Origin of the sequence: Kluyvera intermedia (assembly GCF_021440345.1) — a bacterium.
Taxonomy (GTDB): Bacteria; Pseudomonadota; Gammaproteobacteria; order Enterobacterales; family Enterobacteriaceae; genus Kluyvera; species Kluyvera intermedia_A.
The window spans coordinates 20,422-46,993 of the sequence record NZ_JAKCNS010000003.1 but is presented as its reverse complement, the minus strand read 5'-3'; the positions used below and the strand labels follow the sequence as shown (position 1 = coordinate 46,993).

Genomic DNA, 26,572 nt, shown 5'->3' with positions numbered 1-26,572 from the left:
CGCCTGACCGTTTAGCTTCATTGAAGAGGCCGAACGGCGATGAGTATAAACAGGAGCAACATGAATTATCGCATTATTCCGGTTACTGCATTCGCGCAAAACTGTTCGTTGATCTGGTGTGAACAAACCAAACTGGCGGCGCTGGTCGATCCAGGTGGTGATGCTGAAAAGATTAAACAACAGGTTGCAGACGCTGGCGTGACGTTGCAGCAAATTTTGCTGACCCATGGTCATCTTGACCATGTGGGTGCGGCGGCGGAGCTGGCACAGCATTACGGTGTGCCGGTGATTGGGCCGGAAAAAGAAGATGAGTTCTGGTTGCAGGGGCTGCCTGCACAAAGCCGGATGTTTGGCCTTGAGGACTGTCAGCCTTTGACGCCAGACCGTTGGCTGAATGAGGGCGATACGGTGAGCGTCGGTAACGTTAAGCTACAGGTGCTGCACTGTCCTGGACATACGCCGGGTCACGTGGTCTTTTTCGACGACGCGGCGCGTTTACTTATCTCTGGCGACGTGTTGTTTAAAGGTGGTGTAGGGCGCAGTGATTTCCCACGCGGCGACCACGCGCAGTTGATTGATGCTATCAAGCGCAAGCTGCTGCCGTTGGGCGACGATGTGAAGTTTATTGCCGGGCACGGGCCAATGTCGACGCTGGGTCACGAGCGTTTGCACAACCCGTTCCTGCAGGATGAACTACCCGTCTGGTAAGATAATAAAAAGGCCGCATTTGCGGCCTTTTTTGTCACTGTGATAAACCCCGACGAGGTCAAACTCAGCCGGGTGATTATTACAAGACGGCGACGATGGCTTCACACAGCGGAGCCATATTGTCTGGCGTCATACCGGCGACGTTAATTCGGCCGGATGCCACAGCGTAAACCCCAAACTCTTCACGCAGACGCAGAACCTGTTCTTTGGTCAAGCCGCTAAAGGAGAACATACCGTTCTGTTTGGTGATAAAGCTAAAGTCGCGGCCTGCACCTTTCTCCTGCAGTGTGTTCACAAACAGCAGGCGCATGCGCTGAATACGCTGGCGCATATCTGTGAGCTCTTGTTCCCAGATGGCGCGCAGAGCGTCATTGCTGAGGATGGTTGCCACCACGGATGCACCGTGTGCTGGTGGGTTAGAATAGTTGGCGCGGATGACGGCTTTCATCTGGCTAAACGCGCGGTCGGCCGTGTCAGAATCGGCAGTAACCAGAGTACATGCACCTACGCGTTCGTTATAGAGGCCGAAGTTTTTCGAGTAGGAGCTCGCGACAATCAGTTCTTTGTGCAGCGCAGCAAACGCGCGCAGGCCTTCAGCGTCTTCTTCCAGACCGCGGGCAAAGCCCTGGTAGGCGAAGTCGAACAGCGGCAACCAACCTTTTTCAATCGACAGTGCAGCCAACTGTTGCCATTGCTCAAGCGTTGGATCAATCCCGGTTGGGTTATGGCAGCAGCCGTGGAACAGCACCACATCGCCGGCCTGCGCATCGTTCAGGCTTGCCAGCAGCGCATCGAAGTCCAGCGCGTGTTTCTCAGCGCTGTAGTAGTTATATTCACGCACTTCCAGACCAGCGGCACCAAACACGCTTTTGTGGTTCGGCCAGCTTGGGTTGCTGACCCAAATACGTTTCACGTCAGTGTTTTTCGCGAGGAAATCCGCCGCTACGCGCAGTGCGCCAGTACCACCTGGAGTCTGTGCTGTGCGGGCACGTTTATCGCTGACAATCGCGCTACCTTTACCAAACAGCAGCTCCTGAGTGCAACGACCGAATTCAGGAATACCATCAATACCGAGATAGTTTTTGGTGTTTTCGTTTTCCAGCAGATACTGTTCTGCTTTCTTTACGCTAGTAAGAACCGGTGTCTTACCGGTTTCGTCTTTATAAACACCAATCCCGAGATTGATTTTTCCCGGGCGTTCGTCGGCGCGAAACAGATCGGCCAGGCCCAGAATCGGGTCGGCAGGGGCGGCTGTGATGTTCTCAAACATGACGAGGTTCCATTTATAAGTTCGGGGGAAATCCGCTATCAGGTTAACGGTAGATTTACAAAATGCCAACCGTTAGCGACAAAAAGCGCGATGCTTTTCAAAAGTTACGATCTTCATCTTAGGAACGTAAAAAAGCAGGACCGAAGTCCTGCTTTTTAGGCATATAGCAGCGAGGGTCTGCTGATTAGAACTGGTAAACGATACCTACAGCCGCCTGGTCGTCGGTCGCCAGACCGGATTCAGCAGAGTAAGCGGTGTCGTCCAGCAGGTTGAACTTGTACGCCGCGTAGACGTTCATGTTCTTGTTGAAGTAGTACCAGGTACCCACTTCGATGTATTTAACCAGATCCGCGTCGCCGCCTTTGAAGTCGCCGCGAGCGATCAGGTCTTTACCTTTGGACTGAACGTAGCCGATGGACGGACGCAGACCGAAGTCGAACTGATACTGAACCACAGCTTCGATGTTCTGAGTTTTGTTCGCGAAGTTGTTGTCTGGTTCACGAGTCATGTTCAGAGTTTCAGCGTACATTACCGCAGCATAGACGTTGTTAGCGTCATATTTAGCCGCAGTAGACCATGCTTCAGCTTTGCTACCGCCAGCGCTCGCCCAAGTACGGGTCGGAGAGGTGCCTGGGTTAACCTGGGCATTGGTGCGGTCAGCTACTTCATAACCGGCTGCCAGCGCGATACCGTTACCGAAATCATACTGTGCGGAGGTGCTGAAGCCGTCGCCGTTAGCTTTCGCGCCGTTACCGCCGAAGCTAACATCCTTCACAGAACCGTCTGAGTTATAAGTCGCAACAACTGGGCTGTTACGATCGTTTTTACCCTGATACTGCAGCGCGAAGCTCAGACCATCAACCAGACCGAAGAAATCGCTGTTACGGTAGGTCAGCAGGCCAGAAGAACGACCGTTCATGAAGTTGTCGGTAGCAGCCCAGGAATCGCCGCCCCATTCAACCAGCATATCGGTGTAAGCCGCTACGTCGTAGATGGCACCGTAGTTACGACCGTAGTCGATAGAACCGGCATCACCAAATTTCAGACCAGCGAATGCCAGACGGGTTTTGGTACCCTGGGAGCCTTCAGCATTGGAGGCGTCCATGTTGTATTCCCACTGGCCGTAACCTACCAGCTGATCGTTGATCTGGGTTTCGCCTTTAAAGCCGATACGCGCATAAGTGGTATCTTCGTTGCTGGTGTCGCCGTTGGTGGTCCAAATGTGCTCACCAACTGCTTTACCATAGAAGTCCAGTTTGTTGGCATTTTTGTTGTAGATTTCTGCAGCATTCGCTGCACCAGCTACCAGCAGAGCAGGGATAACCACTGCCAGGATATTACGCTTCATCATTATTTATTACCCTCATTAGGTTTTTTTTTATAGACACTCTCGACTTTCGGCAATTACTTCCGTCAATAAAAATTTACGGAACTATTGATGAGAGTTTGGTGTCTTTATGTGTCTGAGAGGCATCTTTCCATTCAAAACACTCTTTCGCTAGCCTGAAAATGCTACAAACATCGAGAATGAGTAAGCAAAAGAAATAATGTGTAAGAATTTATGTATTTTAAGGAACTTTGTGAACTAACTCAAAATTCTGAGACGTACGCGGGAAAAATGAACGACCCCTTATCTATCAATATGAATTTCTTATCTTTTATTCGCATAACGCTTTTTCTTATCGCACAGAGCGGATGAGTAATAATTTCCCTATGACAATTTTTAGCCATCCAGATAGCTGTGTTTTTGGATAAAAAATATGCTAAGGCGTTAGTGAAATCTTAAGTGCAATAAAATTCAGGCTGTTTTTTGTACGGATTAATGACGAGAAATGGGCTGTAACAAAGAGAGAAGGGAGAGGTCTTGAAGTTTAAGTTTGTTAAACTTAATAAAGATTTCTTTACATGATCGGCTTATGGCTAAAAAAAGGCCAGCACGATGGCTGGCCTTTCAGACAGAGATAAATTAGAAGGTTGCGTTACGCGGCGTTCTTGGGAACGCAATTACGTCACGAACGTTCTGCACCCCGGTGACATAGGCAATCAGACGTTCGAAGCCCAGACCGAAGCCAGAGTGCGGAACGGTACCGTAACGACGCAGGTCGCGGTACCACCAGTAGTCTTCTTTATTCAGACCCATTTCAGCCATACGTGCGTCCAGAACGTCCAGACGTTCTTCACGCTGGGAACCACCGATGATTTCACCAATACCCGGTGCCAGAACGTCCATTGCGGCAACGGTTTTACCGTCGTCGTTAAGACGCATATAGAAGGCTTTAATCTCTTTCGGATAGTTTTTCACCACAACCGGCGCTTTGAAGTGTTCTTCAGCCAGGTAACGTTCATGCTCGGAAGAGAGATCCACGCCCCAGTAAACCGGGTTCTCGAATTTCTTACCGCAGTTTTCCAGGATGGTAACCGCGTCGGTGTAGTCCACCTGAGCGAAATCAGCGGTTACGAAACGTTCCAGACGGTCGATAGCATCTTTATCTACACGTTCAGCGAAGAACTTCATATCGTCTGCACGTTCGGTAAGCACCGCTTTGAAGACATATTTCAGCATCGCTTCTGCCAGCGCGGCGTTGTCAGCCAGATCGGCAAACGCGACTTCCGGCTCCAGCATCCAGAACTCTGCCAGGTGGCGGCTGGTGTTGGAGTTTTCAGCGCGGAAGGTCGGGCCGAAGGTGTAGATTTTGGACAGCGCACAGGCATAGGTTTCGCCATTCAACTGACCGGAAACGGTCAGGAACGCTTCTTTACCAAAGAAATCTTTGTCGTAGTCGACTTTGCCCTGATCGTTACGCGGTAGGTTTTCCATATCCAGCGTAGAGACTCGGAACATTTCGCCTGCGCCTTCGGTATCGGAAGCGGTAATCAGCGGAGTCGAAACCCAGAAGAAACCTTGCTCATCGAAGAAACGATGCAGAGCCTGCGCCAGCGTATGACGAACGCGAGCGACTGCACCAATCAGGTTGGTACGCGGACGCATATGCGCGACTTCACGCAGATACTCGATACTGTGGCGTTTTGCCGCCATTGGATAGGTATCAGGATCTTCAACCCAGCCGGTGACTTCGACGCTGGTGGCCTGAATTTCAAAACTCTGACCCTCGCCCTTTGAGGCGACAATCTTACCGGTGACAATAACGGAGCAGCCGGTGGTCAGACGCAGCACTTCCTGATTGTAATTGGGCAGAGAATTATTAATAACGGCCTGTACAGGATCAAAGCAGGAACCGTCATAGACGGCCAGGAAGGAAAAGCCAGCTTTTGAATCTCGGCGGGTACGTACCCAGCCGCGCACGGTGACTTCGCTGTCAACGGCTACGCGGCCCTGGAGTACGTCGGCTACAGGCACAACGCTCATAATAGTCTCTCTATTCGTAGTCCAATAAAAAAATCGTTTTCCCCATCACTACGGGGGGATATCTATGTTACCTGTCATCTTCCATCAGACAAGCAGAATTCGCATAGGGAGAGGGTGTTTTGAGAAATAAATAAAGAAGAAGGGAGCCTGGCGGCTCCCTTTGATGATTAACTGGCCTTTTTGACTTGAGGAAGAGAGAAGGCTTTGCGTAAAGCGCGCACAAACGCTTTATCGTGGCAGATAGTTTTTCCCGGGCTGTCGGAGAGTTTTGCCACCGGTTTACCGTTGCACTCTACCAGCTTGATGACGATATTCAGCGGTTTGACCTGTGGAATATCGCAGGTCAGGCGGGTGCCGATACCGAAGCTCAGGTTCACGCGCGCCGAGAAATGGCGATACAGTTCGACGGCTTTAGCCAGATCGAGGTTATCGGAGAACACCAGCACTTTGGTGAGTGGGTCGATACCCAGCTTCTGATAGTGACGGATGGCTTTCTCGCCCCATTCAAACGGGTCGCCCGAATCGTGGCGCAGACCTTGATAGCGGGTGGCGAATTCCGGGCCAAAATCGCGCAGGAACGCATCCATGGTAATGCAGTCGGTCAGAGCGATACCAAGCTGATCCGGGTATTCGGTAAGCCAGGCCGCCAGTGCCGCACGTTGGCTGGTGGCCAGGTCCGGGCTAATTTGCTGATGCGCCTGGAACCATTCATGTGCCTGAGTACCCATCGGCGTCAGCGTCAGACGGCGCGCCAAATCGTAGTTGCTGGTACCGGTAAACCACGATTCCTGCTGCAAACGACCAACAATTGCCTCCTGGACATCGCGCGAGAAGCGGCGGCGGGTACCGAAATCCATCAGCTTAAAGGCGGACATGTCGATGTCGGCGGTCATCTGATTAAAGTCGACCAGCTTACGTTCCAGCATCGCCAGTGCTTCCGGAACGCCGTTCTCTGGCGAACGGTAGCGATGAACCAGTTCGCTAATGACGGCCAGCAGTGGGACTTCCCACATGATGACTTCACGCCATGGGCCCTCAAGACGAATATTGAGTTTGCCATTGGCGTTGGTGACGGTGACTTGCTGCGGGTCATAGCGGAAATCGCGCAGCCAGTCCAGGTAATCTTGTTTAAAGAAAGGAAGTCCGGACAGCCAGTGATACTCGTCATCTTGCAGCGTAAGAGAACGCATGGCGTCGACTTGTTCGCGAATTGCGTCAGCATAAATGCCTAGAAGATCGTCTCCACGGCAGCGGAATTCAGCCGCTACATTGACATCGTCGTAGTGGTGGAAAACGGCCTGCTGCATATGCAGTTTGTAGGCATCTGTATCCAGCAGCGAGTGCAGAACAGGGGAAGCGAATTGTGTCATGGTGCGCAGTAGCATCCTCTCACAGGAGCGTTTAGTACAATAAACAACAGGGGAGAATCGCTGGAGTATACCTTGTTTATCGATTTATTGAACCCCGATCACATCATAAGGCACGAACAGGCACCTATGCGTTTTGTGCGTCATGTTGCGTAAATGTATCATTTTTCCCTATTTGACTGGAAAAGATGAAGATTCTGCGTAGCGTGATTAACACAACAGGAATAGACTGGAGATGACATTTACATAAGATGCTAAAGGTTTTTTATGACACAACAGCCCCAAGCCAAGTACCGCCACGACTACCGTGCGCCGGACTACCTGATTAGTGATATTGACCTGGCCTTTGACCTGGATGCCGCAAAAACCGTCGTGACAGCGGAAAGCCAGGTTTCCCGCCACGCAGCGTCTGATGTGCCGCTCCGTCTGGATGGTGAAGATTTAACGCTGGTCTCCGTTCATGTTAACGGCGAGCCGTGGACCGACTATAAAGAAGAAGAAAGCCAGCTGGTTATCTCCGGTCTGCCAGAGCGTTTCACGCTGAAGATCGTCAACGAAATTAGCCCTTCGGCAAACACCGCATTAGAAGGTTTGTATCAGTCCGGTGAGGCGCTGTGTACCCAGTGTGAAGCGGAAGGGTTCCGCCATATTACCTGGTACCTTGACCGTCCTGACGTGCTGGCCCGCTTTACCACCAAAATCACCGCCGATAAAAGCAAATATCCTTTCCTGCTCTCCAACGGCAACCGCATTGCCGAAGGTGAGCTGGAAAACGGCCGTCACTGGGTACAGTGGCAGGATCCGTTCCCAAAACCATGCTACCTGTTTGCGCTGGTGGCCGGTGACTTCGATGTTCTGCGCGATACCTACAAAACCCGCTCCGGGCGGGACGTTGCGCTGGAACTGTTTGTGGATCGCGGCAACCTTGACCGAGCACCGTGGGCGATGACTTCGCTGCAAAATTCGATGAAGTGGGATGAAGAGCGCTTTGGCCTCGAATACGATCTCGACATCTATATGATCGTTGCCGTCGACTTCTTTAATATGGGCGCGATGGAGAATAAAGGGCTGAACGTCTTTAACTCCAAATACGTGCTGGCGCGTACCGATACCGCGACCGATAAAGATTACCTCGATATCGAACGCGTGATTGGCCATGAATACTTCCACAACTGGACCGGCAACCGCGTGACCTGCCGCGACTGGTTCCAGCTGAGCCTGAAAGAAGGCTTAACGGTATTCCGCGATCAGGAGTTTAGCTCGGATCTCGGCTCGCGCGCCGTCAATCGTATCAGCAACGTGCGTACCATGCGCGGCCTGCAGTTCGCTGAAGACGCCAGCCCAATGGCGCACCCAATCCGCCCGGATAAAGTTATTGAAATGAATAACTTCTACACCCTGACGGTGTATGAAAAAGGGGCCGAAGTCATTCGCATGCTGCACACGCTGTTGGGCGAAACGAACTTCCAGAAAGGGATGCAGCTCTATTTCGAACGTCACGATGGTAGTGCGGCGACCTGTGATGATTTCGTGCAGGCGATGGAAGATGCGTCGAACGTCGACCTTTCTCATTTCCGCCGCTGGTATAGCCAGGCCGGTACGCCGATTGTCAGCGTTCATGACGACTACAATCCGGAAACCGAGCAGTACACGCTGACCATTCGCCAGCGCACGCCGGCGACGGCGGAGCAGGAGGAGAAATTCCCGCTGCATATTCCGTTCGATATCGAACTGTACGATAACGAAGGCAAGGTTATCCCGCTGCAAAAAGACGGCCATCCGGTGCACCACGTGCTGAACGTGACTCAGGCCGAGCAGACGTTTGTCTTCGATAACGTCTACTTCCAGCCGGTACCGTCACTGCTGCGTGAGTTCTCCGCGCCGGTGAAACTGGAATATAAATGGAGCGATCAGCAACTGACGTTCCTGATGCGTCATGCGCGCAACGATTTCTCTCGTTGGGATGCGGCGCAAAGCCTGCTGGCGACCTATATCAAGCTGAACGTTAATCGCCATCAGCAGGGCCAGCCTCTGTCGCTGCCAGTGCATGTGGCTGATGCTTTCCGCGCGATTCTGCTGGATGAGAAGATCGATCCTGCGCTGGCCGCAGAAATACTGACCCTGCCATCAGCCAGCGAAATTGCCGAGCTGTTCGATATTATCGATCCTATTGCCATTGCGGCGGTACGCGAGGCGCTAACCCGTACGCTGGCAACCGAGCTTGCCGACGAGTGTCTGGCGATTTATAACGCCAACAAACTCGACAGCTATCGCGTCGAACATGCAGATATCGGTAAACGTTCATTACGTAATACCTGCTTGCGTTATCTGGCGTTTGGCGACGCGCAGCTGGCGGATAAACTGGTTAGCCAGCAGTACCACGATGCCGACAACATGACCGACGTACTGGCGGCGCTGTCAGCCGCCGTGGCTGCAGAATTGCCATGCCGCGATGCGTTGATGCAAGAGTATGACGATAAATGGCATCAGGATGGTCTGGTGATGGATAAGTGGCTGATTCTTCAGGCGACAAGCCCGGCAGATGATGCGCTGGCAACGGTACGTAAGCTGCTGAATCACCGTTCATTTAGCATGAACAATCCGAACCGTATCCGCTCGCTAATTGGTGCGTTTGCTGGCAGTAACCCAGCGGCGTTCCACGCGGAAGACGGCAGCGGTTATCAGTTCCTGGTAGAAATGTTGACCGAGCTGAACAGCCGTAACCCGCAGGTGGCTTCACGCTTGATTGAGCCGCTGATCCGCCTGAAACGTTACGATGTAAAACGTCAGGCGCTGATGCGTGCGGCGCTGGAACAGCTGAAAGGGCTGGAAAATCTGTCCGGCGATCTGTACGAGAAGATTGCGAAGGCGTTAGCGTAACGCATGTGTTACCCGGACGAGGTGTTTATGCTGACTCCGGGTCATCACGCAGCCGTATTGCCGGGCTGGGCTTAGCGCCAAAGGGCATAAAAAACGCCGCTGGTTTTCCATGCGGCGTTTTTTTTATCAAACATGCTCGGCCTGTCGCGCCGCACCTAGCCTGGGAACTTGTATATCCCGGCGATGCAAGGCTTGCCAGAATGTTTCCAGAGCACTATCGAGGCGATTGTGCAGATTCTGACTAAACTGCGGTTTATGCTGATAGTCGGTCACTTGACTATCATCGGCAAAGACACCTTGCAGGATCTCTTGCGCTTTCAGCGCGTTCAGCACCGGTTTGAGGGCGTAATCCACCGCCAGCATATGTGCGATTGTCCCACCGGTCGCCAGTGGTAACACGATTTTTCCTTCCAGTGCGCGTTCTGGCAGCAGATCAAGCAGCGCTTTTAACGCCCCAGCGAATGAGGCTTTATAGACCGGGGTCGCAATAATGAGTCCGTCGGCATGCGCTAGCTGTTCGGTTAAGGTTTGTAGCGCCGGGCTGTCAAAGCGGGCGTAAAACAGATCCTCCGGCGCAAAGTTCTGTAGGTGCCAGTGAAACACTTCGACATCCGCCGCTGAAAGCTTCTCGCGAGCGTACTCCAGCAGGGCGCTTGAGCGAGAAGGAAAGCGGGGGCTGCCTGCTAAAGTAATGACGCGCATAACCTCTCCTTATAACTAAAAACAAACATTGAACTAAAATTGATAACATTTTAGCTAGTGTGTCAGAGGCCGAAGGGGAGGCGAAATACTTTTTCTGGCGTAGGTTTACCAGAAAATGCATATGGTGTAGCGCTGCGTGGGCCATATGAAGGAAAACGATTGCGCTTTTTTTGCCATAGGTCAATTCCCTTTCGTAGCAAGATCGCACATAATACGCCCCCGGTTTGCACACCGGGAATCCAGGAGAGTTCATGTACTATCCCTTCGTTCGTAAAGCACTTTTTCAGCTCAATCCAGAGCGCGCCCATGAATTAACATTTCAACAATTACGCCGTATTACCGGAACACCACTGGAAGCTTTAGTGCGCCAGAAGTTGCCGGAAAAACCGGTCACCTGCATGGGATTGACGTTTAAAAATCCACTGGGTCTGGCTGCGGGTCTGGATAAAGATGGTGAATGTATTGATGCCTTAGGGGCCATGGGCTTCGGTTCGATCGAGATCGGTACCGTGACGCCGCGCCCGCAACCGGGTAACGACAAGCCGCGTCTGTTCCGTCTGGTCGATGCTGAAGGTTTGATCAACCGCATGGGTTTCAATAACCACGGTGTTGATAACCTGGTAGAGAACGTTAAAAAAGCGCATTTCGACGGTATTCTGGGAATTAATATTGGCAAGAATAAAGATACCCCTGTCGAGCAAGGCAAAGATGACTATCTGATTTGTATGGAAAAAATCTACGCCTATGCCGGTTATATTGCGATCAATATTTCATCACCAAATACCCCAGGGTTACGTACGTTGCAATATGGCGAAGCGCTGGATGATTTACTTTCTGGTATTAAAAATAAACAATCTGAACTCCAGGGAAAACACCATAAATATGTTCCGGTGGCCGTAAAGATCGCGCCGGATCTTTCTCATGAAGAGTTGATCCAGGTGGCCGATAGTTTAGTTCGCCATAATATTGATGGGGTAATTGCGACCAATACCACATTAGATCGTTCTCTGGTTCAGGGGATGAAACATTGTGATGAAATGGGTGGACTAAGTGGCCGTCCATTACAATTAAAAAGCACCGAGATTATTCGTATGCTGTCGGCGGAATTAAAAGGCCAACTGCCTATTATTGGTGTTGGTGGGATCGATTCGGTGATTGCAGCTCGCGAGAAGATTGCGGCTGGCGCTTCGTTGGTGCAGATCTATTCCGGCTTTATTTTTAAAGGCCCACCGCTGATTAAAGAAATCATCACGCATATCTAGTCTTTTTCCTCGTAATGTGATCCAGGGCTTTATTTCCAGCCCTGGTTGCTTTATATTTCCATATTGTTGCTTATTTAAACATATTGGTCTTTTATTATTTAAGACAAAGTCACGCAACGGAAGAACAGGCACAGCAATGGAGGCAAAAATGACGGGGGAGACAAATGCGAATTAAACCTGATGATAACTGGCGTTGGTATTATGATGAAGAGCACGATCGTATGATGCTCGATTTAGCCAATGGCATGTTATTTCGCTCGCGTTTTGCTCGTCGAATGTTAACGCCTGATGCTTTTGACCCAACCGGTTTTTGTGTTGATGATGCCGCGCTTTATTTTTCCTTTGAAGAAAAATGTCGCGACCTTGTACTGTCAAAAGAACATCGTGCGGAGCTTATCTTAAATGCGCTGGTAGCGATTCGTTTCCTTAAACCGCAAATGCCGAAAAGCTGGCATTTTCGCGCCCATCAGGACGCATGGGCTCCGACCACCGGAGATGCCGCCTGTGTATGGCTAAGTGATGACGACAGTCAGGTGAATTTGTTGGTGGTTGAACCTGGAGAGAATGCTGCGCTCTGCCTGCTTGCCCAGCCTGGGTTGGTCCTTGCTGGACGAACCATGCAGTTAGGCGATCCGATTAAAGTGATGAACGACAGGCTGCAACCCCAACCGGGGCTGGACGGCTACAGCCTGGAACAGGCCGTTTAAAGCTTCAGCTTCAGCGCCGTTTTCGGAACGCAGCTGCAGCTTAGAATGGTGCCATCGTTGCGAATCGCGCTTTTCTTCAGCGGATTTACTTCTCCGCCTACCAGCGTAACCCGACAGCTACCACATAGCCCGGCGCGGCAGGAGTAGGGCACCCGAATACCTTGCTGTTCAAGCTGCTCAAGCAAAATTTGCTGATTATTGCCGCTGAACGTTTTTCCCTCCCAGTCAATTTCAACCAACGCATTCTGTTGAACCTGTGGCGCTATGACATCATCGCTTTTCCCGGCGCTATAGATTTTTGCCGGCCCGGTGGTCAGAATTTCCATCTCATCGCCGACGCGAATCACGCCGCTATTGCGAGGAATCAGATTCTGGCCAAAATCAACGTCGCCGTTTGCAGGATCGGTACGGAAGGATTGCAACGTACTCAGTGGTTCTCCACTCGGGTGTTTTTGCCCTTTTTCTGGGCTGATGGTGGTAAAGATGCATCGACTGCAGGGTTTCACGACGTCAAAAACTACTGCGCCGATGCGAATTGTTTTCCAGGTGTCTTCCGCCCATGCCTCCACGCCCGTCACCACCAGATTGGGACGGAACTGCTCCATACTCACGCTGGCTTTACAGCGCTGCTGAAGGTCGCGCAGCGAGGCTTCGTTAGTCAGTAAAAAAGGGAAACCATCGGCAAAAGAGAGCGGCACCGCGTCGTGGCGCTTGACGCGACGGCTCAGGTTATTTCCGAGCCAGCGCAGCTGGACATCACGCTTAAAGAAGGGCGAAAGCCACTGATTGATAGCGTCTGGGGCGATATGCGAGGTAAAATGATTGCCCCACACTTCGGTCGGCGACGTCTGACCGGTGAAATCAGCAAACCGCACCAGCGCACTGCTGCCGTCGGGGGCGGTGAGATGGAGACCATCGTGCAAGACGGCGGGGGTAAAGCGCACCATCGCCGGAAACTGACGGGCGGTAATAAAGGTGCCATCAGGTTCGGTAATCATAAAAATGCGGTCAAACGCCATTCCGCTAATATCAGCGAATGCATGCGTGAGCCCAATACCCCGCATTGATTTCACCGGATGAATAAAAAGCCGCGATAATGTAGCCACAACGCTGTCCCTGAGTCGAAATTAAGCCTTTAACTTTATGACATGGGCCGCAGATTGGCTATAATGCGCAACAATTTTCTGCGAGTAAAAGTGACGATATGAATTCTCTGTTTGCCAGTACGGCCCGTGGGCTGGAAGAGCTGTTAAAAACTGAACTGGAAGGTCTGGGTGCGCAAGAGTGCCAGATCACCCAGGGTGGCGTCCATTTTCAGGGCGATACGCAGCTTCTGTACAAAAGCCTGATGTGGAGTCGCCTGGCGTCGCGCATCATGATGCCGCTGGGAGAATGTAGCGTCTGGAGCGATCTCGATCTTTATCTTGGCGTACAGGCCATCGATTGGACATCGATCTTTACCCCGGATGCCACCTTCGCGGTGAGCTTTGGCGGTCTGAACGATAGCATTCGTAATAGCCAGTACGGTGCGCTGAAGGTGAAAGACGCCATCGTTGATGCCTTTACGCGCAAAAATCTGCCACGCCCGAACGTCGATCGCGAAAATCCAGATCTACGCATTAACGTTCGTCTGAACAAAGAAACCGCCTACATTTCTCTCGATCTGAGCGGCGACGGCCTGCACCTGCGTGGCTATCGCGATCGCGCCGGTATGGCGCCGATCAAAGAGAATCTGGCGGCAGCTATCGTCATGCGTTCTGGCTGGAGACCGGGTACGCCATTACTCGATCCAATGTGTGGTTCCGGGACGCTGCTGATTGAAGCGGCGATGTGGGCCACCGACCGGGCACCGGGGCTGCACCGTAGCCACTGGGGTTTTAGCGGCTGGGCTCAGCACGACGAAGTTATCTGGCAAGAAGTGAAAGCGGATGCGCAAACTCGTGCCCGCGCTGGTTTAGCCGCGTATGAATCGCGTTTCTTTGGTTCCGATACTGATCGACGCGTGGTTGACATTGCCCGTAGCAACGCCCGCCGTGCAGGTATTGGCGAGCTCATCACTTTTGAAGAAAAAGACGTCGCACAGCTTAGCAATCCATTGCCAAAAGGCCCATACGGCACGGTTATCAGTAACCCGCCGTACGGTGAGCGTCTGGAAAGTGAACCGGCGCTGATTGCATTGCATAGCCTGCTGGGTCGCACCATGAAAAGCCAGTTTGGTGGCTGGAATTTATCGCTGTTTAGTGCCTCGCCAGAGTTGTTAAGCTGCGTGTCTCTGCGCGCCGAACGCCAGTTTAAAGCCAAAAACGGCCCGCTGGACTGTGTGCAGAAAAACTATCACCTGGCGGAAAGCACCGGTGAAACGAAAGCGACAGTGGCCGAAGATTATGCCAACCGTCTGCGTAAGAATCTGAAGAAATATGAAAAGTGGGCGAAGCAGGAAGGTATCGAATGCTACCGCCTGTATGATGCCGACCTCCCGGAATATAACGTTGCCGTTGACCGTTACGCCGATTGGGTTGTAGTGCAGGAATATGCGCCGCCGAAAACCGTCGATGCTAACAAAGCGCGCCAGCGTCTGTTCGACATCATCGCCGCAACCATCTCCGTACTGGGTATTGCACCAAATAAACTGGTGCTGAAAACCCGCGAACGTCAGAAGGGCAAAAACCAGTATCAGAAGATGAACGAGAAGGGCGACTTTATGGAGGTGAGCGAATACAACGCGCGCCTGTGGGTCAACCTGACCGATTATCTGGATACCGGTCTGTTCCTCGATCACCGTATTGCCCGCCGCATGCTGGGGCAGATGAGCAAAGGTAAGGATTTCCTTAACCTGTTCTCTTATACCGGCAGTGCCAGCGTTCATGCGGGTCTGGGCGGTGCACGTTCTACCACTACCGTTGATATGTCACGCACCTATCTTGAGTGGGCCGAACGCAACCTGCGCCTGAACGGCTTGACCGGTCGCCCGCATCGCCTGATGCAGGCCGACGTGCTGTCATGGCTGCGCGATACCGACGAACAATTTGACGTTATCTTCATCGATCCGCCAACCTTCTCAAACTCCAAACGTATGGAAGATGCGTTTGATGTTCAGCGCGATCATTTGCGTTTGATGAAAGATCTGAAACGTCTGCTGCGTAAAGGCGGCACCATTATGTTCTCCAACAACAAACGCGGTTTCCGTATGGACCACGACGGTCTGGCTGAACTGGGACTGAAAGCACAAGATATTACCCAAAAAACACAGTCACCAGATTTTGCCCGTAACCGTCAGATCCACAACTGCTGGCTGATTACCACAGCCTGAAAGGAATAAAGAATGTCATTAATTAGTATGCATGGCGCCTGGCTGTCATTCAGCGATGCGCCGCTTCTCAATAATGCCGAGCTGCATATTGAGGATAACGAGCGAGTCTGCCTGGTTGGGCGAAACGGCGCGGGCAAATCGACGCTGATGAAAATTCTCAACCGTGAACTGGGGCTCGACGATGGGCGAATCATCTACGAGCAGGATCTGGTTGTGGCGCGTCTGCAGCAGGATCCTCCACGTAACGTAGAGGGTAGCGTTTATGATTTCGTCGCCGAAGGGATTGCGGAACAGGCTGAATATCTCAAGCGTTATCACGAGACTTCGCATCTGGTGATGACCGATCCCAGCGACAAAAACCTGCAAGAGCTGGCGAAAGTCCAGGAGCAGCTGGATAACCACGGCCTGTGGCAGCTGGAAAGCCGAATTAATGAAGTGCTGGAACAACTAGGTCTGACGGCGGATACCGAACTGGCCTCGCTTTCCGGCGGCTGGCTGCGTAAAGCGGCGTTGGGTCGTGCGCTGGTTAGCGCACCGCGTGTGCTGCTGCTCGATGAACCGACCAACCACCTGGATATTGAAACGATCGACTGGCTGGAAGGCTTCCTGAAGTCCTTCAAGGGGACGATCATTTTCATCTCCCACGACCGTTCGTTCATTCGCAACATGGCGACCCGTATTGTCGATCTCGATCGCGGTAATCTGGTGACCTACCCTGGCAATTACGATCAGTACCTGCTGGAGAAAGAAGAGGCGCTGCGCGTTGAAGAACTGCAAAACGCCGAATTCGATCGCAAACTCGCGCAGGAAGAGGTGTGGATCCGTCAGGGCATTAAAGCACGTCGTACGCGTAATGAAGGCCGTGTCCGTGCGTTGAAAGCGATGCGTAACGAGCGTAGCGCGCGCCGTGAAGTGATGGGCAGCGCGAAGATGCAGGTCGAAGAGGCCTCGCGTTCCGGTAAGATCGTGTTCGAAATGGAAGACGTCAATTACCAGGTCGATGGCAAAGTGCTGGTGAAAAACTTCTCCGCACAGGTACAGCGTAGCGACAAAATCGCCATGATTGGGCCTAACGGTTGCGGTAAAACCACGTTGCTTAAACTGATGTTGGGCCAGCTGCAGGCCGATAGCGGGCGTATCCACGTGGGTACTAAGCTGGAAGTAGCTTACTTCGACCAGCACCGTGCAGAGTTGGATCCGGACAAAACGGTAATGGATAACCTGGCGGAAGGTAAGCAAGAGGTCATGGTCAACGGTAAACCGCGCCATGTACTAGGCTATCTGCAGGACTTCTTATTCCACCCTAAACGAGCGATGACGCCGGTACGTGCGCTGTCCGGCGGTGAGCGTAACCGTCTGCTGCTGGCGCGCCTGTTCCTGAAACCAAGCAATCTGTTGATTCTCGATGAACCAACCAATGACCTGGATGTCGAAACGCTCGAACTGCTGGAAGAGCTTATCGATGGCTACCAGGGAACCGTACTGCTGGTGAGCCACGATCGTCAGTTTGTGGATAATACCGTGACCGAATGCTGGATCTTCGAAGGTGAAGGGCGTATTGGTCGTTATGTCGGTGGTTATCACGATGCGCGTGGGCAGCAGGCACAATCACAGTCGCATCAACAGGCGGCAGTGAAAAAAACTCCGGAAGCGGCCCAACCAAAAGCAGAAACTGTCAAACGTGGGGGTAGCAAATTAAGCTATAACCTGCAGCGCGAACTGGAGCAGCTGCCGCAAAAGTTGGAAAAACTGGAAGCGGATCTGGAAGCGTTACAGTTACAGGTTGCCGATGCGACGTTCTTTAGCCAGCCTCATGACCATACTCAAAAGGTACTGGCTGACATGACGCAGGCAGAGCAGGCGTTGGAAGAAGCGTTTGAACGATGGGAATATCTGGAAGCGTTGAAAAACGGCGCCTGATTGAGGACTTTTCATGTGCGAACAACATCATGCTGCGCAGCATATTCTGTGTTCACAGTGTGACATGCTGGTGGCGTTGCCGCACCTTGAGCATCGACATAAGGCAAATTGCCCACGTTGTGGTACAACGCTAACCACTTCGTGGGATGAACCAAGACGGCGCCCAACGGCGTACGTCCTGGTGGCGCTCTTTATGCTGCTGCTGGCGAACCTGTTTCCGTTTATCAGTATGAACGTGGCAGGCGTCAAGAGTGAAATTGAACTGCTGGAAATCCCCAGCGTTATGTTTTCCGAAGACTACGCTAGCCTCGGCACCTTTTTTCTGCTGTTCGTGCAGCTGGTGCCGGCATTTTGCTTGATAACCATTCTGTTGCTGGTCAATCAGGTCAAAATGCCCTACAGGCTTAAAACATTCCTGGCGCGTATTCTGTTTACGCTCAAAACGTGGGGAATGGCGGAAATTTTCCTCGCTGGCGTGCTGGTGAGCTTTGTGAAGCTGATGGCCTATGGCGACGTTGGTGTGGGCAGCAGCTTCCTGCCATGGTGTCTCTTCTGTCTGCTGCAACTGCGCACTTTCCAGTGCGTCGACCGCCGCTGGCTGTGGGACGACATCGGCGCTATGCCAATGCTTTCTCGGCCGCTAAAACCGGGAATAACCGGGATGCAGCAGGGGTTACGCTCCTGTTCGTGCTGCACGGCGATTCTCCCCGCAGAATTGCATGAGTGTCCTCGTTGCCACAGCAAAGGCCATGTGAGGCGTAAAAACAGCCTTCAGTGGACAGTTGCACTGCTGGTAACATCAATCATGCTTTATCTCCCCGCCAATATCTTGCCAATCATGATTACCGATCTGTTGGGCGACAAGATGCCGTCGACGATTATTGCCGGGGTGATCCTGCTGTGGAGTGAAGGCTCGTATCCGGTGGCCATGGTGATTTTCATCGCCAGTATTTTGGTCCCGACGTTGAAGATGATCGCTATTGCCTGGCTGTGTCTGGATGCGAACGGGCTTAAACGTCGTCACCGGGACAGCGAACGCATGCACCTGATTTATGAAGTAGTGGAGTTCGTCGGGCGTTGGTCAATGATCGATGTGTTTGTAATTGCAGTGCTCTCCGCGCTTGTGCGCATTGGGGGGTTAATGAATATCTACCCGGCCATTGGTGCGCTGATGTTTGCGTTGGTTGTCATCATGACTATGTTCTCAGCAATGACCTTTGATCCGCGCCTGTCCTGGGATCGGGAACCTGAATCAAGCCATAAGGAATCGTAAAAGCATGGAAACCAAGAGTGGGGAGGCAAATGTGCAGAAAGTGAAAAACTGGTCTCCCGTTTGGATCTTCCCGATTGTCACGGCGCTGATTGGCGCATGGATCCTGTTTTATCATTACAGTCATCAGGGACCGGAGGTGACGTTAATCACCACCAACGCTGAAGGTATTGAGGGTGGTAAAACGACGATTAAAAGCCGCAGCGTGGATGTGGGCGTGGTGATGAGTACCACCCTGACCGATGATCTGACGCACGTGGAAATTAAAGCGCGCCTGAATTCCGGCATGGAAAAACTGCTGCATAAAGACTCCGTGTTTTGGGTTGTGAAGCCGCAAATTGGCCGCGAAGGAATCAGTGGGCTCGGGACGCTATTGTCCGGGGCTTATATCGAACTACAGCCGGGATCGAAAGGACCTGAGCCTAGCAACTATCAGTTGCTTGATGCCCCACCACTCGCGCCGCCGGATGCTAAAGGTATTCGCGTGGTACTCGACAGCAAAAAAGCAGGGCAACTGAATCCGGGCGATCCGGTGTTGTTCCGCGGCTATCGTGTAGGGTCAGTCGAAACCAGTACTTTTGACCCAAAAAATCGCAGCATCTCTTACCAGCTGTTTATCAGTGCGCCAAACGACCGTCTGGTGACCAGTAACGTGCGTTTCTGGAAAGACAGCGGTGTGGCTATGGATCTCACTTCTGCCGGGATGCGGGTGGAAATGGGATCGCTGGCGACATTATTTAGCGGCGGCGTCAGCTTTGATGTACCGGAGGGCGTCGATCTCGGTCAACCCATCGTCGAGAAGACCGAATTCAAACTCTATGACGATCAGAAAAGTATTCAGGATTCGCTGTATACCCAGCATATTGACTATCTGATGTTCTTCAAAGATTCGGTTCGCGGCCTGCAGGTTGGCGCACCGGTCGAGTTCCGGGGCATTCGTTTAGGGACTGTCGCTCAGGTACCGTACTTCTCCAATAGGCTGCACCAGGCATTGTCCAGCGACTACCGTATTCCGGTGAAAATCCAGATTGAACCTGAACGCCTGGCCACTCAGTTTGGCGAGAGTCCTGATATTCGTGGTCATCTGCCAGCATTGATTGAACGTGGTCTGCGCGGATCGCTTAAAACGGGGAACCTGGTCACGGGCGCGCTGTACATTGATCTCGACTTCTACCCGAAAGAACCGGCTATCTCTAATGTGAAAACATTCGATGGTATCAATATTATTCCTTCGGTAAGCGGTGGCCTGGCGCAAATTCAGCAACGAGTGATGGAGACGCTGGATAAATTTAACAATCTGCCTCTCACGCCGATGGTTCAACAGGCAACCAATACGCTCAGTGAAACTCAGAATACGATGCGTCGTCTGCAAACGACGCTGGATAACCTGAATAAAATCACCGCTAGCCAGTCAGCGCAGGAGTTGCCGGCCGATATGCAGAAAACGCTTCGCGAGTTGAATCGTAGTATGCAGGGCTTCCAGCCGGGTTCGGCGGCTTACAACAAAATGGTTGCCGATATGCAGCGTCTGGATCAGGTACTGCGTGAACTACAGCCGGTGCTGAAAACATTGAATGAGAAGAGCAACGCGCTGGTATTCGAAGCGAAGGATAAGAAAGATCCAGAGCCTAAGAGGGCGAAATAATGAAGAAGTGGTTAGTAATGGCTGCGGCCTGCCTGTTGGCGGCCTGCAGCAGCAGCGGGGATAATAAAACCTATTACCAGCTGCCATTGGCAACAGGCACTGTGCAAAACAGCGCCACCGCACACCAGCGTATGCTGTGGGTTGAACAAGTTAACGTGCCTGATTTTCTCGCTGGCAGCGGTGTGGTCTATCAGACCAGTGACGTTCAGTATGTGATTGCCAGCAATAACCTCTGGGCCAGTCCGCTGGACCAGCAGCTGCGTACGACGCTGGTGTTTAACCTCAGCAATCAGCTGCCGGGTTGGGTGGTGTCATCACAGCCATTAGGCAGCGATCAGGACACGCTGAACGTCTCTGTGACCGGTTTCCATGGCCGCTTTGATGGTAAAGTGGTGGTGAGCGGTGAATGGTTGCTCAATCATCAGGGCCAGCTGATCAAGCGTCCATTCCATATCGAAATGGCGCAGCAGCAGGATGGTTATGATGCGATGGTGAAAATTCTGGCCCAGGCCTGGAGTCAGGAAGCCGCTTCTATTGCGCAGACCATCAATCGCTAACCATAAATAGAATTAATTGTTCTAAGGACCGCCGTCGGTGCAAAACCGACGGCGGTTTTTTTACGTCTGGCTTCAACTGGTTACTTATGCCACATCACGTTTTTTGTACAAATGAACTTCTGATTAGCTCACAAATATGACATTGGTATGAATTCTGCGCATTGACGGGGCCATTTTTTAGCGGTATTCGTATTATGTGGTCGCATACTTTGTAACCACTGTTTTCTTTTCCACCAGACCAAGATATGAGGGAAACGAGGCATGAAGAGACAAAAACGAGATCGCCTGGATCGGGCACATCAGCGTGGGTACCAGGCCGGGATTACCGGACGGTCAAAAGAAATGTGTCCTTACCAGACTATTAACCAGAGGTCTTACTGGCTGGGAGGCTGGCGAGAAGCCATGGAGGACAGGGCAGTAGTTGCCTGACACTGTCTCTTTAAAAAGAAACCTCCGCACTGCGGAGGTTTCGCCTTTTGATTCACAATACTAATCAACCGCCAGGCCAGTAAAGCCTGAAGATGAGTCGCATTAGAATGCAGAAGTGTCTTGGAACAGACCTACTTTCAGGTCGTTCGCGGTATAGATCAGACGACCATCAACCAGAACTTCACCATCCGCCAGGCCCATGATCAGACGACGGTTAACGATGCGTTTGAAGTGAATACGGTAGGTCACTTTTTTCGCCGTTGGCAGAACCTGACCGGTGAATTTCACTTCACCCACGCCGAGCGCGCGGCCTTTGCCTTCGCCGCCCAGCCAGCCCAGGTAGAAACCAACCAGCTGCCACATTGCGTCCAGACCCAGACAGCCAGGCATCACCGGATCGCCGATAAAGTGACAACCGAAGAACCACAGGTCCGGATTGATATCGAGCTCAGCTTCAACATAACCCTTGTCAAAGTTGCCGCCGGTTTCGGTCATTTTAATGACACGATCCATCATCAGCATGCTAGGTGCAGGTAACTGCGGGCCTTTTGCGCCAAACAGTTCACCGCGACCAGAGGCAAGAAGGTCTTCTTTTGTATAGGATTCGCGTTTATCTACCATGTTTTAAGTAAGCCTTATTTTAAGTTCGGAACGCAGGATAGCTAACACGTGTACGCTGAACAAGTCCGATCAGTTGGAATGTGAACGGTTTAACCAGCGTAACGGCCACGGATAACGGTAGCGAGGCTCCGGCTGAGTGGCCTGTGCAATGCGTTCCTGAATCGTTTGCAGTAGCGTTTGCCCTTCGCCATCCCAGTTGAGCTGCGTCAGAAGCGGCAGCGCATCACCGACATCATCGATAGCCCAAATAGAGAACGCCCCGGCTTCTACCGCTTCCTGAATCTCACTTGAGAGGCTCAGGTGGCGAACGTTAGCGGAAGGAATGATGACCCCCTGCTTGCCGCTTAAGCCACGCTGTGCGCAGATAGCGAAGAAACCTTCAATTTTTTCATTCAGACCACCTACCGGCTGCGCGCGACCAAACTGATCGACAGAGCCGGTGATTGCGATACTCTGGTTGATAGGCACGTTGGCCAGGGCGCTGATAAGAGCGCACAGCTCTGCCATTGAGGCGCTGTCGCCATCAACTTCACTGTATGACTGCTCAAACGTCAGCGACGCCGAGAAGGGCAGTTGCTGCTCCAAATCGAGCTCAGCCATCAGGAAGGCCTGCATCAGCATCATCCCTTTGGCATGAATATTACCGCCGAGTTCGGCCTTACGCTCAACGTCGGTGAATTCACCGTCGCCGACGTGTACCACGCAGGTAATACGTGACGGTTCACCAAACGGACGCGGGTGGCCAGGAAAATCGATAACTGACAGAGCGTTGATCTGACCGATGCATTCACCTTCAGTCTCAATCAGGATCTGCTCAAGCAGAATTTCGTCCTGCATACGTTCAGCCAGGAAGCCTTCTCGCCACAGACGCTGTTCCAGCATGGTTTTAAGCTGTTCTGCATTGATGACATCGTTGTCAGTGAACGGAGCGGCTTCTCTGAGTTGGCGCGCAATCCACAGCGGGCAGAGCGGCATAATCTCCTGGTCGCCGGTATCGCGGGCACCTTCCTGCATCAGCAGTGGCCATGCATCGGCAGCAAGACCTGGCAGGGATTTTTCGCGAGCGACATTCCAGACCCACTGGCACCACTGCTTAAGCGTTTCTTCATCACTGATTTGCAGGTTGTCTTCAAATTCGCTGTACAGTGAAGTTTCAGCCAGCTCTGGTTCCATTTCCTCGAAGTCGGCAAGCGAATCACGATCGCCCACCAGGACGAGCTTGAGTGTCAGAGGCATGGAGGGAATGCTGACCGGCAGAGGGCGCGCATCGTCGAAAGTGAGCCAGTCAAATCGCTGGTGTGAAATCACATTTTTCAAGCGCATCCACAGCAGCGGCTGCGCCATAAGCGTACGCAGTGACAAAATCAGAATGCCACCATTGGCCTGGTGAACGAGGCCCGGCTGTAGAGTGATTTCACCATTGAATTGGCGAACACAACCAAAAAGCTGCTCGGCTTCGATCCAGTCGGCATAGATAACTGGCCCGGTGCTGGCAAAATTATCATCGGTACTGCGCGCTGGCGTGACCGTGATTTTGCTGCCGTTAACTTGATAATCGACGCCTGTCAGGGCCGACTCATCGTTATTACGCAGCGACAGCGTTGTCTGCGTGAGCAGCTGCAGGTAATCTTTTTCTTCTGGTGCTTTGACCAGCAAGAGGGGGGAGACACCTTGAGGATGCAGAAACTGCTCCAGGGCGTAATGTAAACGCGCCTGCAGTTCACTGAATAAGGATTCGTTTTCTGAGGCCAGATCAGGCTGGGCAAATAGCGCCTGAAATGCTTCAGTCGCGGGGGCGAGAAAGCGCCGGGAAAGAGTATTTATAGTCAATGTCGCTATTTTTAGTCAGATGTAAAGTGCGTGATTATACCTGATGCCAACGGGAAGCTCACGGAGAATACGGAAGTATCTTCTGTTGTTGGCTTAATCGATATCACAGTTGCAGATTTCTTCTCAGCACATTGAGAAAAAACTGTTATTCTGAAAAGAGTTACACGGTCACACTGAGATCGCAATGAAATATCAACAACTGGAAAATCTTGAAAGCGGCTGGAAGTGGAAATACCTGGTTAAAAAGCACCGGGAAGGCGAATCCGTCACCCGCTACATTGAAGCCAGCGCCGCACAAGAGGCTGTCGATGTTTTGCTGAAACTGGAACATGAACCCGTTCAGGTTAATGACTGGATCGCTCAGCATATTAACCCGCAACTGGTTAACCGAATGAAGCAGACGATTCGTGCACGCCGCAAGCGCCATTTTAATGCTGAACATCAGCATACGCGCAAGAAGTCTATCGATCTGGAGTTTGCCGTCTGGCAGAGACTGGCCGGTTTGGCGCAACGTCGCGGGAAAACGTTATCGGAAACCGTTGTCCAGCTGATTGAAGATGCTGAAAACAAAGAGAAGTACGCGACGAAGATGTCCAGCCTTAAGCAGGATCTTGAAGCGATGTTGGGTAAGGATAAGTAGACTTGGTTTGAGGTTGTTTGGCGTAGTTAAAAACCGACAAACCGACAGGCAAAAAAAAACCCCGCAGCGCGGGGTTTTTTATTAGACGATAACTTAAGCCTGTGGCTGAGTTACAACGTCTTTGCTACCTTTAACTTCGATCTCTACGCGACGATCTGGTGCCAGGCAGTCGATCAGCGCAGCTTTCGCTTTCACGCTGTCACAGGTGTTGCCGCTAACTGGGTTAGATTTACCCATGCCACGTGCAGAGATTTTGTCTGCTGGGATACCTTTAGATACCAGGTAATCAACAACGGACTGTGCACGTTTCTCGGACAGACCCTGGTTGTAAGCGTCAGAACCGATACGGTCAGTGAAGCCCAGAACCACTACGGAACCGTCTTTCGGATCCAGGTTGCTCAGCTGGCTGTACATCTGATCCAGAGCTTGCTTACCTTCTGGTTTCAGAGTTGCTTTGTTGAAGTTGAACAGAACGTCAGACTTCAGAGTGAAGTGCTTGGTCTGTACTTCTGGAGCTGGAGCTGGAGCTGGCGCGATTACTGGAGCCGCTGCATCCTGCTGGCCGAAGCGGTAGGAAACGCCTACGCTCAGCATGCCGTTGTCAGGACGTACACCAACGGTGTTTGCGTCGCCGATGTTGTTAACCCACTGGTATTCCAGACGGGTAGCGATGTCGCGAGTCACAGCCCACTCAACGCCGCCAGCGAATACTGGGGAAACGCCGGTGTCGTGGTGATCGCCAGCTTTGTTGTTGCTGGAATCTGCACGCCATACCATACCGCCCAGACGGGTGTAGATGTCCAGATCGTCAGTTACTGGGTAACCCAGTTTAGCGGTCAGCTGAACGCCTTGAGCTTTCAGTGCGCCGTTAGTCTGGCTACCGGTGTATTCCATACGGCCCAACCAGTCGTAACCCATTTCGAAACCAACGTACGGGTTAACCTGGTAGCCACCGAACGCGCCTGCGCCCAGCTGGCTGTTGTGGGTAGAGCCGTTGTTGTTTTTGTCAGCCTGGTACCAGCCGGTGTCATGGAACTGGGACCAACCCAGTTTACCACCAGCATACCAGGTGTTGTCTTGCGGAGCGGCCTGCGCCACAGAAGCGAAGCCTGCCAGTGCCACTGCAATCGCGATAGCTGTCTTTTTCATTTTTTGCGCCTCGTTATCATCCAAAATTTGCCATGAAGCTCTAAATAGACTCACGGTTAAATCCTTCCACCGGGGTGGGGCTTAGTGAATTACTTAGCAGATATCTGCGGTGTAAGCTGAGCACCCCTGGCGATGTAAAGTCTACAACGTCGTTCGAAACTTACAAGTGTGAACTCCGTCAGGCTTATGAAAAAAAAAGAGTTGTATACGCAATATTTAACAAATTTGGTCGAAAACCAAACAGCTCAAACTACCAGAAACCGCACCAGACAAGCCTTTTGAGAAAAATCTATCAGGAAATCTAAGAGATAAAAAATCTGCAAAAAAAATACCAGGAATAATCCTAATTTAGCTTAATGGAACAAATTCGAGTGAATTTTTAGCCCATTAAATTGTCCAGTGGGGTGTGATGAAGTTTGAACTGGGCGCATTATGAACACCATCGCGTTACCTTCCTCAGCTGCCGCCAGTAATTGGGCATGCTCATTTGTTGATAATTCATCCGTTAACCAACAGATAACCACACTATAATTTCCGGTACGTAATGCCCTAACCATAGAGTCGAGCATGTCGCATGACGACATTTGACGCAATTGCATTACTTTTGTTAGCGGCAGTCCAGACTCTTGTACCCACTGACGGCTCAGTTTCTGTTGTGGGGTAAGCCAAAGCTGCCAGCGCGACTGCTGCCCCAACTGTTGGAGCAAAGGTAACAATAACAGCTGCGCCATCATTGGCTGATCTTCGCGATAGAGCACTTCACTAATTAAGGCAGCAGAAGTACTTTTCGCCGAAGTGAAAGCATGGGAAGCCGTTGCTGTAACAGCTGCAGAAGAATGATTAACAACACCAGAAGTATACATAGCTAATCCAACCTTGTGGGTTACTGTATGAATATACAGTACTACCCATATCATTAAAGATCAACCTCAATTTCT

At 51.8% G+C, this 26,572-nt stretch carries 21 protein-coding genes; 11 read left to right on the top strand and 10 right to left on the bottom strand.

All coding sequences use genetic code 11. The annotated features are described in order from the left end of the window. The first annotated feature begins 60 nt into the window (after nt 1-60). Nucleotides 61-708 carry an MBL fold metallo-hydrolase gene (locus tag LZ634_RS00655; protein ID WP_234501825.1) on the top strand — a complete coding sequence of 216 codons (648 nt, stop codon included), beginning with the start codon at nt 61-63 and terminating at the stop codon, nt 706-708. 79 nt (nt 709-787) lie between these two features. On the opposite strand, the gene LZ634_RS00650 is transcribed toward LZ634_RS00655, so the two are convergent. From LZ634_RS00650 to pncB, 4 genes are all read right to left on the bottom strand, one after another. Then, nucleotides 788-1,978, bottom strand: coding sequence for an amino acid aminotransferase (locus LZ634_RS00650; protein WP_234501824.1), 1,191 nt, complete (start codon nt 1,976-1,978; stop codon nt 788-790). Between the two features lie 184 nt (nt 1,979-2,162). Next, on the bottom strand, nt 2,163-3,329 hold the full coding sequence (locus LZ634_RS00645; protein WP_320673439.1) for a porin: 1,167 nt from the start codon (nt 3,327-3,329) through the stop codon (nt 2,163-2,165). A gap of 615 nt (nt 3,330-3,944) precedes the next feature. Next, nucleotides 3,945-5,345: an asparagine--tRNA ligase gene (gene asnS, locus LZ634_RS00640; protein ID WP_234501823.1), complete on the bottom strand. Its 1,401-nt coding sequence runs from the start codon at nt 5,343-5,345 to the stop codon at nt 3,945-3,947. Nucleotides 5,346-5,512: 167 nt separating this feature from the next. Then, nucleotides 5,513-6,715, bottom strand: coding sequence for a nicotinate phosphoribosyltransferase (pncB, locus tag LZ634_RS00635; protein WP_234501822.1), 1,203 nt, complete (start codon nt 6,713-6,715; stop codon nt 5,513-5,515). Nucleotides 6,716-6,979: 264 nt separating this feature from the next. Between pncB and pepN the strand changes: the two genes are divergently transcribed. Beyond that, nucleotides 6,980-9,592, top strand: a complete 2,613-nt coding sequence (pepN, locus tag LZ634_RS00630; protein WP_234501821.1) for an aminopeptidase N — start codon at nt 6,980-6,982, stop codon at nt 9,590-9,592. Nucleotides 9,593-9,718: 126 nt separating this feature from the next. On the opposite strand, the gene ssuE is transcribed toward pepN, so the two are convergent. Continuing rightward, nucleotides 9,719-10,294: an NADPH-dependent FMN reductase gene (gene ssuE, locus LZ634_RS00625; RefSeq protein ID WP_234501820.1), complete on the bottom strand. Its 576-nt coding sequence runs from the start codon at nt 10,292-10,294 to the stop codon at nt 9,719-9,721. Between the two features lie 251 nt (nt 10,295-10,545). On the opposite strand from ssuE, the gene pyrD reads away from it, so the two are divergent. Both pyrD and zapC read left to right on the top strand, forming a co-directional pair. Beyond that, nucleotides 10,546-11,556 (top strand): quinone-dependent dihydroorotate dehydrogenase, encoded by a 1,011-nt coding sequence (gene pyrD, locus LZ634_RS00620; RefSeq protein WP_234501819.1) that lies wholly within the window; start codon nt 10,546-10,548, stop codon nt 11,554-11,556. Between the two features lie 164 nt (nt 11,557-11,720). Further along, nucleotides 11,721-12,263 carry a cell division protein ZapC gene (gene zapC, locus LZ634_RS00615; protein ID WP_234501818.1) on the top strand — a complete coding sequence of 181 codons (543 nt, stop codon included), beginning with the start codon at nt 11,721-11,723 and terminating at the stop codon, nt 12,261-12,263. On the opposite strand, the gene LZ634_RS00610 is transcribed toward zapC, so the two are convergent. Beyond that, the gene (locus LZ634_RS00610) at nt 12,260-13,369 is read right to left on the bottom strand and encodes a YcbX family protein (RefSeq protein WP_234501817.1); all 1,110 of its coding nucleotides are present in this window, start codon (nt 13,367-13,369) and stop codon (nt 12,260-12,262) included. The two genes, zapC and LZ634_RS00610, sit on opposite strands and share 4 nt — an antisense overlap. A gap of 98 nt (nt 13,370-13,467) precedes the next feature. On the opposite strand from LZ634_RS00610, the gene rlmKL reads away from it, so the two are divergent. The 6 genes from rlmKL (at nt 13,468) to rmf (ending at nt 21,394) form a co-directional block, all read left to right on the top strand. Further along, nucleotides 13,468-15,573, top strand: a complete 2,106-nt coding sequence (rlmKL, locus tag LZ634_RS00605; RefSeq protein WP_234501816.1) for a bifunctional 23S rRNA (guanine(2069)-N(7))-methyltransferase RlmK/23S rRNA (guanine(2445)-N(2))-methyltransferase RlmL — start codon at nt 13,468-13,470, stop codon at nt 15,571-15,573. Nucleotides 15,574-15,585: 12 nt separating this feature from the next. Then, entirely contained in the window at nt 15,586-17,493 is a 1,908-nt protein-coding gene (locus LZ634_RS00600; RefSeq protein WP_234501815.1) for an ABC transporter ATP-binding protein, read from the top strand. A 13-nt stretch (nt 17,494-17,506) separates the two neighbouring features. Continuing rightward, complete coding sequence (gene pqiA, locus LZ634_RS00595) at nt 17,507-18,766, top strand: membrane integrity-associated transporter subunit PqiA (protein ID WP_234501814.1); 1,260 nt, start codon at nt 17,507-17,509, stop codon at nt 18,764-18,766. Nucleotides 18,767-18,770: 4 nt separating this feature from the next. Further along, nucleotides 18,771-20,408: an intermembrane transport protein PqiB gene (gene pqiB, locus LZ634_RS00590; protein ID WP_234501813.1), complete on the top strand. Its 1,638-nt coding sequence runs from the start codon at nt 18,771-18,773 to the stop codon at nt 20,406-20,408. Next, complete coding sequence (gene pqiC, locus LZ634_RS00585) at nt 20,408-20,965, top strand: membrane integrity-associated transporter subunit PqiC (RefSeq protein ID WP_234501812.1); 558 nt, start codon at nt 20,408-20,410, stop codon at nt 20,963-20,965. The genes pqiB and pqiC overlap by 1 nt, the downstream gene beginning before the upstream one ends. 261 nt (nt 20,966-21,226) lie before the next feature. Further along, complete coding sequence (gene rmf, locus LZ634_RS00580; protein WP_073971187.1) at nt 21,227-21,394, top strand: ribosome modulation factor; 168 nt, start codon at nt 21,227-21,229, stop codon at nt 21,392-21,394. A gap of 102 nt (nt 21,395-21,496) precedes the next feature. On the opposite strand, the gene fabA is transcribed toward rmf, so the two are convergent. Together fabA and LZ634_RS00570 are read right to left on the bottom strand one after the other, a co-directional pair. Then, entirely contained in the window at nt 21,497-22,015 is a 519-nt protein-coding gene (gene fabA / locus LZ634_RS00575) for a bifunctional 3-hydroxydecanoyl-ACP dehydratase/trans-2-decenoyl-ACP isomerase (protein WP_003035875.1), read from the bottom strand. A gap of 69 nt (nt 22,016-22,084) precedes the next feature. After that, nucleotides 22,085-23,845 carry an AAA family ATPase gene (locus LZ634_RS00570; RefSeq protein ID WP_234501811.1) on the bottom strand — a complete coding sequence of 587 codons (1,761 nt, stop codon included), beginning with the start codon at nt 23,843-23,845 and terminating at the stop codon, nt 22,085-22,087. A gap of 184 nt (nt 23,846-24,029) precedes the next feature. Here LZ634_RS00570 and matP point away from each other — a divergent pair, with 184 nt between their 5' ends. Further along, nucleotides 24,030-24,485, top strand: coding sequence for a macrodomain Ter protein MatP (gene matP / locus LZ634_RS00565; RefSeq protein ID WP_234501810.1), 456 nt, complete (start codon nt 24,030-24,032; stop codon nt 24,483-24,485). A gap of 93 nt (nt 24,486-24,578) precedes the next feature. Here the strand turns inward: matP and ompA are convergent, their stop codons facing one another. After that, nucleotides 24,579-25,634 (bottom strand): porin OmpA, encoded by a 1,056-nt coding sequence (gene ompA / locus LZ634_RS00560; RefSeq protein WP_234501809.1) that lies wholly within the window; start codon nt 25,632-25,634, stop codon nt 24,579-24,581. A gap of 353 nt (nt 25,635-25,987) precedes the next feature. After that, on the bottom strand, nt 25,988-26,497 hold the full coding sequence (gene sulA / locus LZ634_RS00555; protein WP_234501808.1) for an SOS-induced cell division inhibitor SulA: 510 nt from the start codon (nt 26,495-26,497) through the stop codon (nt 25,988-25,990). Nucleotides 26,498-26,572: the final 75 nt, after the last annotated feature.

What these genes read in the sequence shown, in the direction of transcription:
- pqiC (WP_234501812.1), top strand. Translation starts at nt 20,408, where the DNA reads ATGAAGAAGTGGTTAGTAATGGCTGCGGCCTGCCTGTTGGCGGCCTGC.
- rlmKL (WP_234501816.1), top strand. Translation starts at nt 13,468, where the DNA reads ATGAATTCTCTGTTTGCCAGTACGGCCCGTGGGCTGGAAGAGCTGTTA.
- pncB (WP_234501822.1), bottom strand. Translation starts at nt 6,715, where the DNA reads ATGACACAATTCGCTTCCCCTGTTCTGCACTCGCTGCTGGATACAGAT.
- LZ634_RS00650 (WP_234501824.1), bottom strand. Translation starts at nt 1,978, where the DNA reads ATGTTTGAGAACATCACAGCCGCCCCTGCCGACCCGATTCTGGGCCTG.
- fabA (WP_003035875.1), bottom strand. Translation starts at nt 22,015, where the DNA reads ATGGTAGATAAACGCGAATCCTATACAAAAGAAGACCTTCTTGCCTCT.
- LZ634_RS00600 (WP_234501815.1), top strand. Translation starts at nt 15,586, where the DNA reads ATGTCATTAATTAGTATGCATGGCGCCTGGCTGTCATTCAGCGATGCG.
- rmf (WP_073971187.1), top strand. Translation starts at nt 21,227, where the DNA reads ATGAAGAGACAAAAACGAGATCGCCTGGATCGGGCACATCAGCGTGGG.
- LZ634_RS00655 (WP_234501825.1), top strand. Translation starts at nt 61, where the DNA reads ATGAATTATCGCATTATTCCGGTTACTGCATTCGCGCAAAACTGTTCG.
- pqiA (WP_234501814.1), top strand. Translation starts at nt 17,507, where the DNA reads ATGTGCGAACAACATCATGCTGCGCAGCATATTCTGTGTTCACAGTGT.
- pyrD (WP_234501819.1), top strand. Translation starts at nt 10,546, where the DNA reads ATGTACTATCCCTTCGTTCGTAAAGCACTTTTTCAGCTCAATCCAGAG.
- ssuE (WP_234501820.1), bottom strand. Translation starts at nt 10,294, where the DNA reads ATGCGCGTCATTACTTTAGCAGGCAGCCCCCGCTTTCCTTCTCGCTCA.
- LZ634_RS00645 (WP_320673439.1), bottom strand. Translation starts at nt 3,329, where the DNA reads ATGATGAAGCGTAATATCCTGGCAGTGGTTATCCCTGCTCTGCTGGTA.
- zapC (WP_234501818.1), top strand. Translation starts at nt 11,721, where the DNA reads ATGCGAATTAAACCTGATGATAACTGGCGTTGGTATTATGATGAAGAG.
- pqiB (WP_234501813.1), top strand. Translation starts at nt 18,771, where the DNA reads ATGGAAACCAAGAGTGGGGAGGCAAATGTGCAGAAAGTGAAAAACTGG.
- ompA (WP_234501809.1), bottom strand. Translation starts at nt 25,634, where the DNA reads ATGAAAAAGACAGCTATCGCGATTGCAGTGGCACTGGCAGGCTTCGCT.
- matP (WP_234501810.1), top strand. Translation starts at nt 24,030, where the DNA reads ATGAAATATCAACAACTGGAAAATCTTGAAAGCGGCTGGAAGTGGAAA.
- sulA (WP_234501808.1), bottom strand. Translation starts at nt 26,497, where the DNA reads ATGTATACTTCTGGTGTTGTTAATCATTCTTCTGCAGCTGTTACAGCA.
- pepN (WP_234501821.1), top strand. Translation starts at nt 6,980, where the DNA reads ATGACACAACAGCCCCAAGCCAAGTACCGCCACGACTACCGTGCGCCG.
- asnS (WP_234501823.1), bottom strand. Translation starts at nt 5,345, where the DNA reads ATGAGCGTTGTGCCTGTAGCCGACGTACTCCAGGGCCGCGTAGCCGTT.